Annotated in this window: 20 protein-coding genes; 12 read left to right on the top strand and 8 right to left on the bottom strand. The window is 73.1% G+C overall.

Going from position 1 to position 17,730, the window contains the following annotated elements; translation table 11 throughout:
• Nucleotides 1–48: 48 nt before the first annotated feature.
• The 3 genes from ACFYM2_RS05085 to ACFYM2_RS05075 all read left to right on the top strand — a co-directional run bounded on the left by ACFYM2_RS05085 (nt 49) and on the right by ACFYM2_RS05075 (nt 3,013).
• Nucleotides 49–1,041: a GlxA family transcriptional regulator gene (locus tag ACFYM2_RS05085; RefSeq protein WP_388833442.1), complete on the top strand. Its 993-nt coding sequence runs from the start codon at nt 49–51 to the stop codon at nt 1,039–1,041.
• Nucleotides 1,042–1,268: 227 nt separating this feature from the next.
• A complete protein-coding gene (locus tag ACFYM2_RS05080) occupies nt 1,269–2,009 on the top strand; it encodes a 3-oxoacyl-ACP reductase family protein (RefSeq protein ID WP_358993135.1) in 741 nt (246 codons plus the stop codon).
• Between the two features lie 287 nt (nt 2,010–2,296).
• The gene (locus ACFYM2_RS05075) at nt 2,297–3,013 is read left to right on the top strand and encodes an MgtC/SapB family protein (protein WP_358993132.1); all 717 of its coding nucleotides are present in this window, start codon (nt 2,297–2,299) and stop codon (nt 3,011–3,013) included.
• Nucleotides 3,014–3,048: 35 nt separating this feature from the next.
• Here the strand turns inward: ACFYM2_RS05075 and ACFYM2_RS05070 are convergent, their stop codons facing one another.
• Nucleotides 3,049–3,858, bottom strand: a complete 810-nt coding sequence (locus ACFYM2_RS05070; RefSeq protein WP_358993129.1) for a hypothetical protein — start codon at nt 3,856–3,858, stop codon at nt 3,049–3,051.
• Nucleotides 3,859–4,160: 302 nt separating this feature from the next.
• On the opposite strand from ACFYM2_RS05070, the gene ACFYM2_RS05065 reads away from it, so the two are divergent.
• Nucleotides 4,161–4,853, top strand: coding sequence for a chaplin (locus tag ACFYM2_RS05065; protein WP_388833437.1), 693 nt, complete (start codon nt 4,161–4,163; stop codon nt 4,851–4,853).
• Nucleotides 4,854–4,951: 98 nt separating this feature from the next.
• Here the strand turns inward: ACFYM2_RS05065 and ACFYM2_RS05060 are convergent, their stop codons facing one another.
• On the bottom strand, nt 4,952–5,473 hold the full coding sequence (locus tag ACFYM2_RS05060; RefSeq protein ID WP_388456099.1) for a hypothetical protein: 522 nt from the start codon (nt 5,471–5,473) through the stop codon (nt 4,952–4,954).
• 398 nt (nt 5,474–5,871) lie between these two features.
• On the opposite strand from ACFYM2_RS05060, the gene ACFYM2_RS05055 reads away from it, so the two are divergent.
• The gene (locus ACFYM2_RS05055; protein WP_388833434.1) at nt 5,872–6,750 is read left to right on the top strand and encodes an ABC transporter substrate-binding protein; all 879 of its coding nucleotides are present in this window, start codon (nt 5,872–5,874) and stop codon (nt 6,748–6,750) included.
• Nucleotides 6,751–6,989: 239 nt separating this feature from the next.
• Nucleotides 6,990–7,814: an SAM-dependent methyltransferase gene (locus ACFYM2_RS05050; RefSeq protein WP_358993118.1), complete on the top strand. Its 825-nt coding sequence runs from the start codon at nt 6,990–6,992 to the stop codon at nt 7,812–7,814.
• Between the two features lie 65 nt (nt 7,815–7,879).
• Here ACFYM2_RS05050 and ACFYM2_RS05045 read toward each other — a convergent pair whose 3' ends face one another.
• From ACFYM2_RS05045 to ACFYM2_RS05035, 3 genes are all read right to left on the bottom strand, one after another.
• Nucleotides 7,880–8,137 (bottom strand): hypothetical protein, encoded by a 258-nt coding sequence (locus ACFYM2_RS05045; protein WP_388456103.1) that lies wholly within the window; start codon nt 8,135–8,137, stop codon nt 7,880–7,882.
• 229 nt (nt 8,138–8,366) lie between these two features.
• Nucleotides 8,367–9,266, bottom strand: coding sequence for a hypothetical protein (locus ACFYM2_RS05040; protein ID WP_358993112.1), 900 nt, complete (start codon nt 9,264–9,266; stop codon nt 8,367–8,369).
• Nucleotides 9,263–10,267, bottom strand: coding sequence for an SPFH domain-containing protein (locus tag ACFYM2_RS05035; RefSeq protein WP_358993109.1), 1,005 nt, complete (start codon nt 10,265–10,267; stop codon nt 9,263–9,265). Before ACFYM2_RS05035 ends, ACFYM2_RS05040 begins: the two co-directional genes overlap by 4 nt.
• Before the next feature lie 313 nt (nt 10,268–10,580).
• Between ACFYM2_RS05035 and ACFYM2_RS05030 the strand changes: the two genes are divergently transcribed.
• Together ACFYM2_RS05030 and ACFYM2_RS05025 are read left to right on the top strand one after the other, a co-directional pair.
• A complete protein-coding gene (locus tag ACFYM2_RS05030) occupies nt 10,581–11,813 on the top strand; it encodes a hypothetical protein (protein ID WP_388833431.1) in 1,233 nt (410 codons plus the stop codon).
• 352 nt (nt 11,814–12,165) lie between these two features.
• The gene (locus ACFYM2_RS05025; RefSeq protein ID WP_388833428.1) at nt 12,166–12,366 is read left to right on the top strand and encodes a hypothetical protein; all 201 of its coding nucleotides are present in this window, start codon (nt 12,166–12,168) and stop codon (nt 12,364–12,366) included.
• Between the two features lie 133 nt (nt 12,367–12,499).
• Here ACFYM2_RS05025 and ACFYM2_RS05020 read toward each other — a convergent pair whose 3' ends face one another.
• A complete protein-coding gene (locus ACFYM2_RS05020) occupies nt 12,500–13,231 on the bottom strand; it encodes a phosphatase PAP2 family protein (RefSeq protein ID WP_388833425.1) in 732 nt (243 codons plus the stop codon).
• Nucleotides 13,232–13,271: 40 nt separating this feature from the next.
• The gene (locus ACFYM2_RS05015) at nt 13,272–13,946 is read right to left on the bottom strand and encodes a DedA family protein (RefSeq protein ID WP_358993100.1); all 675 of its coding nucleotides are present in this window, start codon (nt 13,944–13,946) and stop codon (nt 13,272–13,274) included.
• 123 nt (nt 13,947–14,069) lie between these two features.
• Between ACFYM2_RS05015 and ACFYM2_RS05010 the strand changes: the two genes are divergently transcribed.
• The 4 genes from ACFYM2_RS05010 to ACFYM2_RS04995 all read left to right on the top strand — a co-directional run bounded on the left by ACFYM2_RS05010 (nt 14,070) and on the right by ACFYM2_RS04995 (nt 17,327).
• Nucleotides 14,070–14,465 (top strand): BlaI/MecI/CopY family transcriptional regulator, encoded by a 396-nt coding sequence (locus ACFYM2_RS05010; protein ID WP_358993097.1) that lies wholly within the window; start codon nt 14,070–14,072, stop codon nt 14,463–14,465.
• A complete protein-coding gene (locus ACFYM2_RS05005; protein WP_388833422.1) occupies nt 14,462–15,394 on the top strand; it encodes a M56 family metallopeptidase in 933 nt (310 codons plus the stop codon). The genes ACFYM2_RS05010 and ACFYM2_RS05005 overlap by 4 nt, the downstream gene beginning before the upstream one ends.
• Before the next feature lie 586 nt (nt 15,395–15,980).
• Nucleotides 15,981–16,511, top strand: coding sequence for a DoxX family membrane protein (locus tag ACFYM2_RS05000; RefSeq protein ID WP_388833419.1), 531 nt, complete (start codon nt 15,981–15,983; stop codon nt 16,509–16,511).
• Nucleotides 16,512–16,847: 336 nt separating this feature from the next.
• The gene (locus tag ACFYM2_RS04995) at nt 16,848–17,327 is read left to right on the top strand and encodes a hypothetical protein (protein ID WP_359009088.1); all 480 of its coding nucleotides are present in this window, start codon (nt 16,848–16,850) and stop codon (nt 17,325–17,327) included.
• A gap of 76 nt (nt 17,328–17,403) precedes the next feature.
• On the opposite strand, the gene ACFYM2_RS04990 is transcribed toward ACFYM2_RS04995, so the two are convergent.
• A complete protein-coding gene (locus tag ACFYM2_RS04990; protein WP_388833415.1) occupies nt 17,404–17,712 on the bottom strand; it encodes a hypothetical protein in 309 nt (102 codons plus the stop codon).
• Between the last annotated feature and the right edge of the window lie 18 nt (nt 17,713–17,730).

Genomic DNA, 17,730 nt, shown 5'->3' with positions numbered 1-17,730 from the left:
TCATCCTGAGCTGTTCCGTACAGCCGCCGTGAGTGCTAGGAATCGCACATGGCGAAAGAATCCTCGCATACGGCTGACACGGCGGGCGTACACCGGATCGTCGTGATCGTGGACGAGAACTCCAACCCCTTCGAGCTCGGCTGTGTGACCGAGGTCTTCGGTCTGCGCAGGCCGGAGATCGGGCGTGAGCTGTACGACTTCGCGCTCTGTTCCCCCGAGCCCCGCACTCTGATGCGAGACGGATTCTTCACCCTCACGGGAGTCGCCGGCCTGGAAGCGGCCGACGCGGCGGACACCCTGATCGTCCCCAACCGTCCGGACATCGAGGTCCCCCGCCGCCCAGCGGTACTCGACGCCATCCGCCGGGCACACTCCCGTGGCGCACGCCTGGTCGGCCTGTGCAGCGGCGCCTTCACACTGGCCGAGGCCGGAGTCCTCGACGGGCGCCGGGCCACCGCCCACTGGCAATGGGCGGATTCCTTCCGGGCCCGCTTCCCCTCCGTCCTGCTCGAAACGGACGTCCTGTTCGTCGATGACGGAGACATCCTCACCGCGGCAGGGAGCGCGGCCGCGCTCGATCTCGGGCTGCACATGGTCCGCCGCGACCACGGCGCGGAGGTCGCCAACTCCGTGAGCCGGCGGCTGGTCTTCGCGGCGCACCGGGACGGCGGGCAGCGGCAGTTCGTGGAGCGTCCCATGCCGGACCTGCCGGACGAGTCCTTGGCGCCCGTCCTGGCCTGGGCCCAGGAACGGTTGGACTCACCCCTCACCGTGTCCGGCCTCGCGGCGCGTGCGGCCGTCAGCCCGGCGACTCTGCATCGACGCTTCCAGGCGCAGCTGGGCACGACGCCGCTGGCGTGGCTGACGGGGGAACGGTTCGCTCTGGCGTGCCGGCTGATCGAGCGAGGTGAGTCCCGGTTCGAGGTGGTCGCGCGACGCAGCGGGCTCGGCACCGCTGCCAATCTGCGCGCGCTGATGCGCCGCGAGACCGGCATCACGCCCTCGGCGTACAGGCGCAGGTTCGGGTCGGCTGCGATCTGACGATGGGTGTCTTCCGGTGACGCTGCACGTGCGTCTCATCGTGTGTTGTCGCCGGGCGCGGGCCGGTTGGCCGGCTCCGGAGGTGGCCTCGTGGGAGAACGCCATCAGTATCGGGCCACCCCTGCGCGCGGCGGGTTCGGCTCCGTCGATGTTGCCCCCGCACAGGGCCGAACGTGAGGTCCGATTGGCGCCAGCTCTCGGCGGCGGCCGACGCGATGCTCTTACTCATGAACCGACTTGAAGAACATGTGGTGTTGGTGACGGGCGGCAGCAGGGGCATCGGCGCTGCCGTGGCGTTGCGACTGGCCGAAGAGGGCGCCGATGTGGCGCTGACGTACGAGAGCAACGCGGAGCGCGCCGCCGAAGTGGTGGAGCGGGTCAAGGCCGTGGGCCGCCGGGCGCTGGCCATCCAGGCCGACTGCGCGGTGCCCGAGCGGCTGACCGCGGCGGTGGAGGAGACCGTCCAGACGTTCGGCCGGCTGGATGTGCTGGTCAACAACGCCGCCGCGTTCCTCGTGGGCCCCCTCGAGGACATGGGGGCCCAGGAGATCGACCGCACTCTGGCGGTGAACATCCGGGCGCCGTTCCTGGCGTCCCAGGCAGCGGCCCGGCACATGGGCCAGGGCGGCCGCATCATCAGTATCGGCAGCAACATGGCCGAGCGCGCCGTCTTCCCGGGTCTTGCCCTCTACTCGATGAGCAAGACGGCGCTCGTCGGGATGACCAAGGGCCTGGCCAGGGAGCTCGGTCCGCGTGGCATCACCGTCAACGTGGTGCACCCCGGCCCCACCGACACGGACGCCAACCCCGCCGACGGGCCCAACGCGGCGGCGATCGCCGGATTCACCGCGCTGGGGCGTTATGCGGGCGCGGCGGAGATAGCCGCCACCGTGGCCCATCTGGCGAGCCCGGACGGGGCGTACATCACCGGAGCGGCGATCAACGTCGACGGGGGGTTCACCGCCTGACGGACGAACGCGGCGGCGATGCGCGCGTCCGTCATCCGTCGGATGCGCGCGTCTTCGCGCCGGTGGCCCCGAGGCCGTGACGCGGTGACGGTCGTCGAAGGCGCCGGGGGAGCGGGATGCCCTGGCCGCCGTATGGGAGTCCATGATCAGGGCGGGTCTCCGTGCCGCCGCAGAGCGGCCCGGAGGCCCGCCCTTCGTGCGCGCGGGACGTCATGGAGTGTGGCTCCATGGGTAGGGAGAGCCTGTTCACGCGCTGTGGGTGAGGGCTGAGTGGGAAGGGGCACGGGATGGTGCTTGCGGTCGGTGCGGTGGAGCCGTCCGGGCAGGGCTGGCTCCAGGTCGGTGAATTCGGCCTGGCGTTCTTGCTGTCGGCGGCCATCGGTCTCGAACGCGAGATCCGTCAGAAGGCGGCGGGGCTGCGGACGTACACGACGGTCGGCGTCGGATCGGCCCTGTTCACGCTCGTCAGCAAGTACGGGTTCGGAGACGTCCTGCACTCCGGGACCATCGAGCTGGACCCGTCACGCGTGACCGCGCAGATCGTGTCCGGGGTCGGCTTCATCGGGGCCGGCGTCATCTTCGTGCACCGGGGATCGGTGCAGGGCCTCACCACGGCGGCGACGATCTGGCTGACGGCCGCCGTCGGCGCCGCAGCGGCAGCCGGTCTGCCGCTGCTCGCGATCCTGGCGACGGCCGCGTACTTCGTCGCCGCCTATGTGGTGCGTCCCGTCGTTCACCGGCTGCCCGCGATGCGGTCGGTGGCGCCGAGCTTCCGGATCGCGTACGAACAGCGGCCCGGGCTGCTGCGAGAACTCATGGAGCAGTGCGAGCGCGCCGGGTTCGCCGTGGCGGGGCTCCAGATCCTCAGGCCGGGCGGCACCGGGGAGATGGGCGAGGTCCTGATCTCGGCGGTCGGCCGGGGCGATCCGGGCGCGCTGACGGCCCGGTTCGCCGATGTCGCCGGTGTGGTGGCGTGCAGCCGAGGGGGCAACGAGGACGAGTGAGCGCGCCACGGCCGGTGCGTCGGGCCCCGCCGTTCTCAGGTCGCGAGCCTCGGAGCGAGCCACGCGGGCCATCGCGGGGGGCGGGCGGCCAGGAGGCCGAGTAGCACCGCGAACGTGATCGCGACGATGTGCTCGCGGCCCGCCAGATTCGGCTTCTCGAACGACCGCAGCACCGTCGGGCCCACGGCGCACAGAAACAGGACGGGCGCCCGCTTCAGGACGGCTATGTGGGCGAAGAGGCCGACCACGGCGGCGGAGGACCCGGTGTCGATCACATGGGCCGCCTCCGGTGGCAGGCCCCACCACCGGGGCCCAACAGCGATCATGACCCGGGCGCTGAACGTGCCCGCGAGCGAGACGGCGTACGCCACCACCAGGGTCCGGGTGCGGCCCAGTACCAGCTGAGCCAGCGCGAATCCGAGGAACAGCACGGGGATGCCCGGCAGCGCGGGCAGGTCGCGCGCCGGGACGAACAGCGAGAGCGGCGTACGCAGCAGCACGAGCGGGATCGGGATGTCGCCCCGGACGTGCGAGATCAGCCGCACCAGCGTGGCCCCGGTGCGGGACTGGTCCACCGCGTGCAGCACCAGGACCGCCACGGAGGCGAACACCGCCACCGGGACACCGAAGAGACCGTGCCGCACGAGGGCGCGGACCGGCTCCACGACGACGGCGTGGAACTCGCGGCGCAGGTTCCGCCGGAGGAAACGTACGCAACGCGTGAGGCCGTGTTCGGTCGTGCGCGGCGGTTCGGCGGCCGGGGCCGCGAGGGGGCGCGCGCCGACCGCGCGCTCCGACGCCGGCTCCGCCGGCCTTGACCGGACTTCCGTCTCCCCGCGCACCATGAACCCCCACAACCGCCCTGGCCAGGGACTTCCCGCCGGCCTTCGGACGATCCTGTCACGGGGCGCGCGCGGAACCCGGGGCGCCCCCCGGCCTCTTCGGCCGCGCGCGCGAGGCCCCGGCTGGCACCGCACATGCGTACATAACGACATAGGGCTTACGTATCTGGCACTTACTGACGCAATCGAAAATCAGGCCACTCGATGGGGTGAAAGACGTACTGGGCATAACCCATCTGGCCCTGCCCACGTTGATGGCGGTGCGGGCGTGTGGTCCGCGACCGACTCCGGAAGGCAGGAAACCAATGAGACGGGTCGCCATGAAGGGCCTGGTCACGGCGGTGGCCACAGGCGGAGTGCTGGCAGCGACCGGCTACGCCTACGCGGACTCGAGCGCCGACGGGAGCGCCGCTTCCTCCCCAGGGTTGCTTGCGGGCAACGCGGTGCGGCTTCCGGTGAACGTGCCGGTCAACGTGTGCGGGAACACCGTCGATGTGCTCGGGCTGCTCAACCCCGCCGCGGGCAACACCTGCGCCAACGCCTCGGGCGCCCACCGGGGCGCCCGCTCGGGTCCGGGGCACGCGGGAACCTCCGGGAGCGGCAACGCGGGGGGTGCCTCCGCGTCCGGGGTCGAAAAGGGCTCGCCCGGGCTGCTCTCCGGCAATGGCCTGGAGCTGCCGGTGGACCTGCCGGTGAACATCGCGGGCAACTCCGTCAGTCTGGTGGGCGTGGGCAGTCCGGCCCTCGGCAACAGCGCGTCGAACCACTCGACGCCGCCGGTCCGGCACCGCCCCACACCGCCGCCGTCGGCCCCCGCGCCCAAGCCCGCCCCGCCCGCGCCCGCGGCTCCCGCCCTCCCGGCGCCGCCGCCGCAGACGCAGGGGGCCGCCCTCGCGCACACCGGCGCCGACGGGCTCGGCTTCGCGCTTCCCGCCTCGGCCGCGCTGATCCTGAGCGGCGGGGTCCTCTACCGGAGGTTCCGCCGGGCCGCGCGCTGACCACGAGGTGCCGCGCTGATCACGAGGTGGCCGCGCGGTACGCGCACTGGCTGTGGCCCCGGTGGTGACGCCGGGGCCACAGCCACGCGTCTGCCGGGTCAGGGGTGCGCGGCCGGGCACTCCACGCGGACGACCGGACTCCAGTACGTGTCGCTCGTGGAGAACAGGCCGGCGCCGTACTCGTAGTAGAGGTAGGAGGAGAAGCCCAGGTCCCGCCCGCACGCGGAGTCCGGGGCGACGAGGTAGGTCAGCGTGACCGTGCGGCTCTCGCCGGGGGCGAGCGGCGGCGCGTAGCTGAGGGCCAGATTGCCGGTGCCGGGGTCCGCGCAGGGGCCGTCCTGGGTCCGGCAGGACGCAAGCGAGTACTTCAGACCGCTCTGGTGGCTGGTCTCCCAGGTCGGCTGGATGGATTGGTAGACGAATTTGACGTCGGTCGACTGGGTGTTGGTGAGCGTCATCGTCAGGTCCACGGTGGAGCCGGGTGTGACCGAGGCCGTGTCCGTGCTGAACGTCAGATCCGCCGTGTCGGCGTTCGCGGGTGTGCCGACGCCGAACAGCAGGGCGCCGGCGCATGAAAGGACCGCGGCGAGGCCAAGACCCGCGATGCGTGTCGTCTTCATGGCCCCGCAGAGTAGAAGCCGACCGGGCCCGCCGTCCTCCCCCCTCGCGCCCAACGGCTCGAAACCGTCGTTACCGGGCCGATGCCCCGGGCGGGTGACTCCTGAGCGTTCCGGCAGCCCGGCGCGGTGCGGCTCCGTGCAGGTCGCGGCAACCCGGCCCGGCCCGGCGCGGTCGGCCCGGTGCGGTGTGAGAACCCGGCATCCGCCCGCAGGACGCGCGCCGCCCCCGAAACGGCCGGCCCGGCACGGGTGGTCCGCCGCCGCGGCGGCCGGTGGAAGCGGGCGGCCGCGAGGTCGCGCCGGGAACTGGCTTGATGCCCCCGGGCGTTGGGCAGGCAAGCGGGGGACCGGCTCGTGCCCGGGCCGGTGAACCGACCGCATTGGGGGCGGATGACGTCATGGAGCAGAGGGCCTGGCGATTCTCGGACGACCGTGGACAGGTGGCGGCGGCGGCGGCGGCCCCGCCCATCCGGGTGCTGGCCTACATCCAGGCCGGCGCCACGCTGGAGGATCTGGGCATCCGCCCCGTGGCGGTGTTCGGCTCCTTCCACGACGGGCCGCTGCCGGACCCGGCCAAGAGCGGCGCGCTGCCGCTCGACGACGTCGGCTATCTGGGCGCGGGAGGCGATCTCACCGCGGAAGCACTGCTCGCGGTCGCCCCGGACCTCGTCGTCGCCGTCAGCTATGGCGGCGGACAGGTGTACGGGCTGGATGCGGAGGTCGCCAAGCAGCTGGAGGAGCGGGTCCCGGTGGTCGTTCTCGACGTGGGCCAGGCGCGCACGGCGGCCCGAATAAGGGCCCGGTTCAGCGACCTCGCACGGTCGTTGGGCGCGCCCGCCGAGGACGTCACCGCGCTGAACACCGCCGAGAGCCGGCTGCGGGCGGCCGCCGGGAGGGCACCCGCGCCGCGCGTCCTCGCACTCTCCCCGGCAGGCCCGGACGAGGTCCATCTGGCCCGCCCGGGAGCCTGGCCCGATCTGCGCGACCTCGTTCGGCACGGGGTGGCACTGATCGAGCCGGAGGAGGGTCCTGGCACCAACTGGCTGACCGCGTCCTGGCGCGCCGCCGCCGCGCTGCGCCCCGGCCTGGTCCTCATGGACATCAGGTCGAACGCGGCCCCGCTGGAGGTGGTGCGCGCCGACGCGTCCTGGCGCGCCCTGGAGGCCGGCGCCCGCATCGTCGCCTGGAACCCCGAGCCGCCGGGCAGCGCCGCCGCCCACGCCGCGTTCTTCGAGCGGGTCGCGGGCGCGCTGGAGGAGCCCCGGGGCACGGCTTGACGACGACAGGCCCGCTCGCCCGGCGCCGCCCGTCGCGATCCGCCGTCCGTCGAGATCCGCCGCCCGTCGCGAACCGTCGCCCGGCGAAAGCGCGGCCCGGCGGGAACCCGGCGCCGACGGGGAGGGCGGCGGGCTCCCCGCGACACCCCTTGAGATTGCCTCTCGCTCCCCTGTGACACACGCAACGCGAGTATCTAGATTGGCCGTTGACGTAGCGACGTATCCCAGGAGACACACCCGTGACCGAGAACCCCGAGCCCTCCTCGACGCCCGACCATGTGCGTAACCGCATCAACACCGCACAGCCGCACACCGCCCGGATCTGGAACTACTGGCTCGGGGGCAAGGACAACTACCCTGTCGACCGCGCGGCCGGCGACCAGATCCGCGCGCTGCACCCGGGCATCGGCGACTACGCGCAGGCCGACCGGCTCTTCCTCGGCCGGGCCGTACGCCATCTGGTGGGGGAGCGGGGTGTGCGCCAGTTCCTCGATGTCGGTACGGGGCTCCCCACCGCCGACAACACCCACGAGGTCGCCCAGGCACTCGCGCCCGAGGCCCGGATCGTCTACGTGGACAACGACCCGCTGGTCCTCGCGCACGCCCGTGCCCTGCTGACCAGCACCCCCGAGGGACGCACGGACTATCTCGACGCCGACCTGCGCGACACCGCCACCATCCTGGAGCACGCGGGCAAGACCCTCGACCTGAGCCGGCCGGTCGCCCTGATGCTGCTCGGCGTCGTCATCTTCATCGAGGACGAGGCCGAGGCGCGTGGGCTCGTACGCGACCTGATGAAGGAACTCGCCCCGGGCAGCTACCTCGTGCTGTCCCACACCATCACCAGCCCGGCGATGCCCGACGTCGACGACGCCGTGGCGTTCTGGAACGAGCACGGCACGCCGAAGCTGACACAGCGCACCCCGGAGCAGGTGGCCCGGTTCTTCGAAGGGCTCGACCTGCTCGAACCGGGCGTGGTGTCGTGCTCGCGCTGGCGCCCGGAGCAGGCGGGCGAGCTGCCCGACGAGGTCGCGATGTTCGGTGGCGTCGGCCTCAAGCGCTGAGCCAGGAACGGGAGTTGAGGGCGGCGCAGGATCCCGCCCGGAGCCCGGCGCCAGGCGCGGGGTGGTCATGGCCGGGGCTGTCCTGGCGCGGCCGCCCCGCCCGTGTGCAGGCTGCCGACGAGCGTGAACAGCGCGGTCTCATTGCCCGCGAGCCCCGCCCGCGCGAGCGCGTCGTCCGCCTCGGCGATGACTCCCTCCAGCGCGAGCGGGGCCTGCGGGCGGTCCACGGGCGCGTCGAGGGCGGCGCGCACCGTGCTCAGCAGGCGCAGATACGCCTGGGCGGCGGAGCGTTCATGGGACGTCATCACAGCGGTGGCGGTCATCGGCAGCCTTCCCTCAGCAGTTCGGACTCGGATCGGACCCGGATCGGACCCGGATCGGAACCGGCTCAGACCCAGTTGGGCCCTCACCCTTCACGATGCCGTACGCCACTGACAATCGTCCGTCACGGCCCGCTGACGCGCGGTCGTCCGGGTCCCGTGGCGCCCGGACGGCGACGCGGAATCTCGGCACCGGGCCCGGTGGCGCCCCCAGGGCCGTCGCTCGCAGCCCTCACGCCACCAGCCGCAACGCCGTCCGCGCCACGCCGAGGCTCACCGTCTGACCCCACGTCAGGTTCAGGGCGTCGGCTTCCATTCCGTCTCCGAAGGCAACCAGGTGGTCCGACTCGACGGTGACGCGCAACCGTTCGGACCCGTGGAGCTCTCCGCCGATGAACGACGTGCCGGTCACCGGCGAGGGCCACGCCTCGCGCACGAACCACGCCAGGCGGGGGTCGGAGCGGCCCGGCAGCTCTGGGGCCCCGGCCCGTTGGCGCCACAGCGAGCGCAGCCAGCCGGTGGACCCGGTGCCCGAGCCCACCAGGACGCCCGACGACGCCTGCGCCTCACAGGCCGCGGCCGGGTCGTCGGGTCCGATGCGGTATCGCGCCGTTTGGTGGCCCGGAGCGCCGAGGTAGATCTCGTTGAGCGCGAGCAGGCGCTGACGGTCGTCGGTCAGCGCCTCCACCATCGTCAGCTCCTCGACCGGGCAGCGCTCCGAGACCGCCGAGGTCAAGAGCGCCCCGGCCGACGCGGGCCGGTGGCGTACCAGAACGCCGGGGTTGCGACCCGGTTCGGGGTCGATGCCGATCACCGGCTGCTCCGACAGGTACTTGGCGGCGTTGGCGACCAGACCGTCCTGGCCGACCACCACGACCACGTCACGCGCCGCGAACAGGAAGCGGTCGAGGTCCCCGCGTTCGGTCCTGGCCTGGCGCCAGGTCGCCGGGATCGCCGCCGCCACGTCGGCCAGCGCCCGCGCGGTCCGGTGATGGCGCTCGGCCACCTCCTTGATGTCGCGGCCCCGCGAGGAGAGGAAGAAGGCGGCCTGGCCGTGCGTGCCGTGCCGGGCCAGCAGTTCCTCGTACTCCGAGACGCGGTGGACGAGCACCGCGCGGGGCGCCAGGCTCATGCCGGCCCACCCCGGCCGAGCCGGGCCAGCACGTCGGTGAGCAGGTCGGGGGAGAGGGTGAGGCTGTCGATCCGGGGCAGATTCTCGGCGAGCCGCGTCATGGCGAGCGCGTGCAGCGTGGCGGTGTCCGTCCCACCGTGCACGCGCAGCCAGGCCTCCTGCGCCCAGGCCCGCGCCTCGCCCGTCGCGCGCGCCGCCTCCGCCTCCGCCCGCGCGAGCCGCACCGTGCGGGCGGCCTCGGCCTCGGTGCGCACCGCGTCGGCGGCCGCCGCCTCCTCCGCCTCCCGACGGGTGTTGGTGCCGCGCTGCTCGACCAACTGCTCCTCGCGGCGGGCCAGTTCGATCCGGCTGGCGAGTTCGTTCTCGGCGATGGTCTGTTCGCGCTCTACGGCCACCGCGCGCCGCTCGTACGTCGCCCGGTCCGCCTCCTGTTGGATCCGCTCCCGTGCGGGAGTGCGCAGGGCTCGCTCCACCTCGGGTTCGGGCCGGATCGCGACGACCCGGGCCGCCACGACCTCGATACCGGTGGCGGGCAGCCGGGGCTCCGCCGCGAGCCCGGCCGTGATCCGCTCCCGTACCGCCGTGACGCCGTCGGCGAGGGCGGCCGAGAGCGTGGTGCGCGCCAGTACGTCGAGAGCGTGCTGCTGGGCGGTCTCCGTCAGCAGCGTCGACAACTGCTCCAGGGGGTCGCCGCGCCAGGCCCCCGTGTCGGGGTCGATCGAGAAGTCGAGCCGGTCGGCTGCGGTGTCCGGCTCGCTGATCCGGTACGTCACGGTCGCCTGCACGGTGACGTCCTGGAAGTCGGCGGTACGGGCATGGAAGGCCATGGCCAGCTCCCGGTCGTTGACCGGCACTTCGGACAGGGCGGCGCTCAGCGGCCTGAACCAGAAGCTCAGGCCGGCGCCGTCGTGGGCCGGCCTCCCGTTCCGGTGGTGGCGGATGTGCGAGGTGGGCGCGGAGCGCAGGTGGCGCCAGCCGAAGCGCCGGGAGATGTCGGCCATGGGGGATGCCCCTCTCTTTTCGTCAGTTCGACGATAGGGGACCTTCTTGTTGTCGTCAACATGACGCTAACGAGGGGAAGGCGGGTGCGGTCGGTGCGAGTTGGGGCGCGCGCGGAGGGTCGCCGTGCTGGATGGGGAGCTCTTTAGTCGCGCTTTGCCTCCCCTGGGGGCGAGGGGGGCGGTCTCGTTACGCGCGCTGGGCCGGGGGGCTCGTACGGCGAGGCGGGAGGCTCAAATTAGGTGGAAATCGGGTTATTTCACCCCTCACTGGTCTACACATCTGAGGTCCGTGGGATCTGTGACGGGAGCGGGAATGCCAGACATCACTCGAAGGGGATTGCTGGGCGCGGGACTTGGGGCGGTCGCGGTGGCGGGGCTCGCCGGGTGCGGTTTCGCAGGCGAAGGCTCCGGGGAGGCGGGCCGGCCCGGGCAGGGGCAGGGGCCGGGGAAGCCGGCGAAAGCGCACGCCAAGCTGATCGGTGACGGCTCGACCGCGGACACGGGCAAGCAGCCCAACCAGCCCGACCCACCCGTTCCGCTCGAACCGGGCGAGACCCCACCGCAGTTCGTGATCTTCTCCTGGGACGGCGCGGGCGAGGTGGGCAACGGGCTCTTCCCGCGCTTCCTCGACGTGGCGCGGGACCACGGCGCGGGCATGACGTTCTTCCTCTCCGGCCTGTATCTGCTCCCCGAATCGAAGCGGAGCCTCTACCGCCCGCCGAACAACCCCGTCGGCGCTTCCGACATCGGCTACCTCAGCGACGCACACCTCAAGGAGACGCTGAAGTACACCCGGCAGGCCTGGCTGGACGGGCACGAGATCGGCACGCACTTCAACGGCCACTTCTGCGGCGGCTCGGGATCGGTCGCGGGCTGGACGCCCGCGCAGTGGCACAGCGAGATCGACCAGGCGGTCTCCTTCGTCACCGAATGGCGCACCAACACGGGCTGGCACGACGAGGACCCGCTGCCGTTCGACTACCACAAAGAGCTCGTCGGCGGCCGTACGCCCTGTCTGCTGGGCCAGGACAACCTGCTGACCGCGGCGAAGGAGCGGGGATGGCGCTACGACGCCTCGTCGCCCGGCGGACGCCAGAAGTGGCCGGACAAGCGCCATGGCGTATGGGATCTTCCGTTGCAGGGCATCCCGTTTCCCGGGCACTCCTTCGAGGTCCTGTCCATGGACTACAACATCCTCGCCAACCAGTCGAAGAACAGCACCAAGGGCATGACCTCGCGCTACGCCGGCTGGCGCTCCCAGGCCACCTCCTCCTACCTGGCGGGCTTCAAGCGCGCGTACGAGACGAACCGCGCGCCGTTCTACATCGGCAACCACTTCGAGGAGTGGAACGGCGGCATCTACATGGACGCCGTCGAGGAGGCCCTGAAGGGCATGGCCGGCAAGCGGGACGTACGTCTCGTCTCGTTCCGGCAGTTCGTGGACTGGCTCGACGTGCAGGACCCGAGGGTCCTCGACCGGCTGCGCTCACTGGAAGTGGGGCAGGCGCCGCCCGGCGGCTGGAACGCCTTCTTCAAGGCGACCTGAACACGGCCGGCCGAGTCGGTCGGGGCCGGGGTGCGCGAAGGCGGCATGCGGGGTGCGCAGTTGGTGTCCCCTCGTCTCCGCGCTTCACCCGTTCGGGCGCGCTCCCGCATATTTTGCCCGGGCCGACTCCGACCGGCGTACCCGCGACGACCTGCGCCGTCGCGGGCGCCGCGGGGGATTTCGCCGGACGTGCCGCACGGCGCCGGGAGGCGGGCGCGCGGCGCGCGGGGTCTGCTCGAAGAAGGCAAGCGCGACCCCGGCCGGACCGGCCGGCGGCCCCGCGCCCACCGGCAGTCCCGGCCCCTGGAGCACGAAGCGGCTCCGGCTCGGCCCGGGGCGGAGGGAGCACGCCATGCACGAAATGCGAGCGGAATCGGTTCTCGACGGGCCGGGCGCGGAACGCGGTGACACCCTCCTGTGGCACGTCATGAGCGACCGGGATCCCACCACCCTGTGCGGCCGCAGCCTGGAGCGGCACGAGGCGGCCAAGCCGGTCCCGCCGGAGCTGACCGACGCCGACCGCTACTGCGGAATATGCATGGCCGCGTGCTGAGGGCCGGTCGGCCGGCGCCACTCGCCGGCCTTGCGCGGAGACCGGCGGGGAGCACTGGCGTGGAACCGGAGCGGAGACCGGCGGGGAGACCTCGACCGCGTCGGCCGCCTTGTTGCGCCGCTGTTGAGCCGCCTCAACCCGCTTGTGCGTCGCGGGAGTTGCCCCCAGGGGGCGCGGTCACGTCCGGGTCGGTCCCGGCGGCGCGCGCGGACGGTGCGGCCCCGCGCCGGCGCGCGATCAGCACGCCGGGCGTCGTGGCGAGCGCGGCGAGGCAGAGCCACACTGAGGCGAACAGCCAGCCGCCCAGCACGTCGCTCGCCCAGTGCACCCCGAGGTAGACCCGGGAGAGCCCGACGGCCACCGCCCACAAGGACAGCACCGCGATCGTGGGGCGGGCGGCCGAGCGGCCGGAGCGGGCCACCACCGCCCAGGCGAGCAGCCCGGCGGTGAGGGCGCTCGTGGCGGTGTGTCCCGAGGGGAAGGAGTGACCCGACGCCGTGGTCGCCCAGTCCACGGCGGCGGGGCGCGGCCGGGCCACCGCCGCCATCAGGCCGTACCGCACCACCTGGCCGAGCGCGAGCACCGTGAGCACGCCGGCCACCGCGTACCGGCGCCCCTTGCGGCCACGGCCCGCGATCAGGCCCGCGACCACGGCCAGGACGTAGGGCACGACGCCGGTCCCGGTCGCCGTGATGGCGCGCGCGGTGGCCACGGCGACCGGCGGCCGGTGGGCGAGGGGCCAGTGGTGCAGGGCGCGGTCGCCGGGCAGCGGCGCCCCGTGGCGTACGGCGACGGTCACCGTGAGCAGGACGAGAAGCGCGAGCAGGAGGCCGGCCGCCGCGCCCGTGCGCCGGACCCTCGTCATCGCGCGGTCACGCCCCACGCGCCACGAGCCCGGGCGCCCATCAGCGGACGTCCTCGGTGCCCGAACGAGCGCGCCGGGCGCGCAGTACTTCCAGCGCGACAGGGGTGAGCGACACGGCGACGACCACCGCGACCAGCGGCAGCAGATAGCGGTCGATGTTCGGCACGGACGAGCCGAGCGCGTAACCGCCGAGCACCAGCGCGCAGGTCCACACCAGGCCGCCCGCGATCTGCCAGAGGGCGAACACGCGGGCCGGTACGTCCAGGGCGCCCGCGAGGGGGTTGAGCACCGTACGGACGATCGGCACGAAGCGCGCGAGCACGATCGCCTTCGCGTGGCCGTAGGTGGCGAGCAGTTCCTCGGCGCGGGCCGCGCCCTCATGCAGTTTGCGCGACTTGCTGCGGGCCAGCAGGGCGCGGCCGCCGCGCCGGCCGATCCAGTACCCCGCCTGGGCGCCGGCCAGGGCGCCTGCCACCGAGCAGAGCAGGACCTGGGGCAGTGAGAGCGAAACGGGGCCGTTGCCGCCCGGCACGCAGAGCAGGCCCGCGGTGAACAGCAGGGAGTCTCCCGGCAGGAGGAAACCCACGAGCAGACCGGTCTCGGCGAAGAGCACCACGGCGATGCCGATGGCCCCGAACGTGGACAGCAGTGAGCCCGCGTCGAGGACGTTCACGGCCGCTGGGGCCGAGGCTGCGAACAGGGGTGCGACAGCCATGTCAGTGGGCCCTCCCATAATGGTGGTCGGGCCGCTCGTCCCGGAGACGTGCGCGGCCCGGCTGACTACAGTGAAGTAGGCGGTCTACAGCACTGTAGACGAATGAGGCGGGAGGAGTGCCCCATGACTGTCAGGGGAGAGGTCGGGCACGGGGAGCCGAGACGCCCTTCGGGGGAGCTGGAGGCCGGGGTTCTCGCCGCGCTCTGGGCCGCAGGAGCGCCGCTCACACCCGCCGAGGTCCAGGCCGGACTCGGGGGTGATCTGGCCCGCACCACGGTGACGACGATCCTGACCCGTCTGTACGACAAGGGCGCGGTCACCCGCCGGCGCGCCGGGCGCGGTTACGCGTATTCGCCCACCGAGGACGCGCCGGGCCTGACCGCCCGCCGCATGCACACCGAGCTGGCGAAGGAGGGCGACCGCTCCACCGTCCTCGCCCGCTTCGTCTCCCAGCTCAGCGACGAGGACGAGCGGCTGCTGCGCGCGCTCCTGGAGGAGTCCGGGGGTGACGGCCAATGATCTTCTGGGTGTGGATCCCGCTCCTCGTGCCCTTCCTCGCGGCGCCCGCGGCCCGCCGGCTCGCCGACGCGCTGCCGCCACGGCCGGCCGGCTGGCTGCTCGCGGCCACGGCCACCGGTCTCGCCGCCTGCTCGACCGCCGCCCTCGGTCTGATCGCGCTGGCCGGAGCGCTCCGGCTGCCGTTCTTCGCCTCGCTCGGAAAGCTGACGGCGCCGCTCGACGCGCTTCCCGCCTGGCTCGCCTTCCCCGCCGCTGTCACCGCCGCCGGACTCGTCGCCCTCACGGCCGCGTCCCTGGTGCGCGCCGCCCGGCGTCACCTCGCCGAACTGGGCGCCGCCCGCGCCCAGTTGGGCCCGGCCACCGGCGAGCTCGCGGTGCTGCGGGACCGGAATCCGGACGCGTACGCGCTGCCGGGGCGCCCGGGACGGATCGTCGTCACCACCGGCATGCTGGGCGCCCTCGGTCCCGCCGAGCGCGAAGCCCTCTTCGCCCACGAGCGGGCCCACCTCCTGGGCCGGCACCACCTGTTCCTCGCCGCCGCCGAGCTCGCCGGGCACTGCCACCCCGCGCTGCGTTCGCTGCGCGCCCCCCTCGCCTTCGCCCTGGAGCGGTCCGCCGACGAGTACGCCGCATCGGCCGTGGGCGACCGCCGCCTCGCCGCACGCGCGATCGGCCGCGCCGCCCTCGCCTCCCGCGTCCCCGCGCCCCGGCCCCGCGCGGTGCTCGCCGCGGCGGCGGGACCGGTGCCGCGCCGGGTGGCCGCCCTGCTCGACCGGCGCCCCGTGGCCGGCAAGGCCCGCGCGCGCGGTGCCCGGCTGATAGGCACCGTCCTGCTGGGCTGTCTGTGCGTCTCGGCCGCGTCGGCGATCGAGGCGGCGGCGGATCTGCACGGCGGGATCGAGACGGCCCAGGGCGAGACGGGCCGCTGACCACGGCCGGAACGGGCCGGGCGGGTGCCCCCGAGCCACCCCCGCACGTCCGGCGCCGACGCATGCCGGGGCGCGCTCGGACGGCCCCGGACCCCGTCGCGTGCCGAGGCGCGCTCGGCCGGCCCCGGGCGCCGACGCATATCGGGGCGCGCTCGGCCGACCCCGGGCACCAACGCATGCCGGGGCGCGCTTGGTCGACCCAGGGCCCCGCGCGTCCCTTGCACCAGGTCGCGCCCCGACCCCCACACGTGCCCCACTCGGTCGCGCCCCGACCCCCACACGTGCCCCACTCGGTCGCGCCCGACCCCCGCACGGGCCCCCACCCGGTCGCGCCGGTCGCGCCCCGGACCGCCGTACGCCGTGCCGCGCGCCCGCCCCAGACACCCACCCCCGCGTGCCCCCACCCCCGCACGCCGCTACCCCTGCATGCCCCCGCCCCTGTACGTGCCCGTCCCGCACGTGCCCGCCCCACACGTGCCCGTCCCCGCACGCCTCCGCCCCGTACGGCCCAGCATCGCTGAGGGTCGCCCGCGTACGCGCCTGAGACTGGTCCCGAGCCCATCGGCCCCACGCTCCGGGAGAACCCATGACCTGCCTCAACCGACGTGACCTCGGACTGCTCGTGCTGCGGACCGGCACCGGCGCGGTCCTGATGGCGCACGGCGCCCAGAAGCTCTTCGGTTGCTTCGGCGGCGGCGGACTCGAGGGCACGGCGCTCGCCATGGAACACATGGGCTTCCGCCCGGGCAAGCAGAGCGCCGTCGCCGCCGGTCTCGGGGAGATGGGCGGCGGCGCACTGCTGGCCCTGGGCCTCGCCACCCCGGCGGCGGGAGCCGCCGCGGCCGGCGCCATGGCGGGGGCGGTCTCCGTCCACGCCCCGGCCGGCTTCTTCGCCCAGGGCGGCGGGTTCGAGTACCCGGCGTTCCTCGGCTTCACCGCCGCGGCAATCGGCCTGGCGGGGGCCGGACGCTACTCCTTGGACCACGCCACGGACCACGTGATCGACCAGCCCTGGACGGTCGCCCTCGCCTTCCTCGGCAGCGCGGTGGCGGCCGCAGCGGTGGTCGGCCGCCGCGCGAGGGACCGCACCGAGCCCGAAGAGGAGCCGGCCGGCTGATACGGACCGAGACAGGCTGAGGCGCCCCTGGCAGGCGTCACCCCTGGGGTCGGCGGACTGCGAGTGCGCCAGGCCCACCCGGTGCCCGCATCTGTACATGATCTGGTTCCGCTGCCCGGTCGGGATCTGCACGGAGAAGAAGCGAACGGACCCATCCGTGGCCGAGGCACGCCGCGAGTTGAAGTCCAACCACCGTCATAGGCAACTCTGGCTGGAACGGGATCACGGCCATCAGCTGATCCTGGCCAACGGGGCACCATGGGCACGGGTCGGAAACCTCAAAGCGGGTTTGCGGCCCGTGCCCACGCCCGGCAGTCCCCGGCCCCGAGGAGCGACGTGGCTGATCAGCTGACTTCGTACGTAACCCTCGTGATGCCCGACTACGGGGGATTCGACCTCTACGATCCGGATTTTGACGTCCGTGACAGCCGCCTGATTCCTCTCGCCATCAAAAACTTTGCGGCAGGCAACGGATACGAAATCACCGTGGACACAGCTCAGTCACAGTTCAAAGTGAAGCTTGCAATCGACACTTGGACGGGAGCGCCACCACTGCCCGATGGATGGGCAGGCCACCGCGACCTCCGTTTGGAGTTGCCGACCGGGCTACTCGTCATCTCGGAGCGTACGAGAGGGGCATGGGATGTCACCGTCCCGAAAGGAAGCCATCAGGCCCGCCTGTCTTTCCGCGGTCGCGAGGAGGCCCGGCAGCTCGCTCAGTCGTCCGCGCCGCAGGACGCCTTGACTCGATACGACGGCACTGAGCAATACCTGCTGCAACTATGGCCCGAGACGCGATCGCACCGTCCGGTCTGACCGCACCGAAAGGCTTTCTGTCTACGCAGAACTCCTTCGCGTGTGCATCCGGGCGTCTGTGTCGAACAGGGACGACTCATACCGGTGGCTGAGACGCCGGACCGGAAGGCTGGACTTCGTCGGGCTGCTCGGGGTCGACGGCGGCGATCATGGCGATGCGGCGTTGGCCCAGGAAGAGCTGGTGGTCCATGGCTTGGCGGCCGGCGGTCTCGTCGTCGATGGAGACGTTCGGGTAGGGGGCGTGCTGACCGCCCGCGGCGATGATCGTGACGCCCGTGAGTACCAGGCGCCGCTGTTCCTCCTCGCCGACCGGGAAGGCGAGGACGACGACGGCGTCGATGCCACCGCCTTCCTCGCTGGCATGTCCCTGGAGGAAGGTGTCCACGGTCCAGACCTTACGGAC

It is taken from the genome of Streptomyces sp. NPDC006711 (assembly GCF_042869775.1).
Lineage (GTDB): Bacteria > Actinomycetota > Actinomycetes > Streptomycetales > Streptomycetaceae > Streptomyces.
This window is presented reverse-complemented; position numbering and strand designations above follow the sequence as displayed.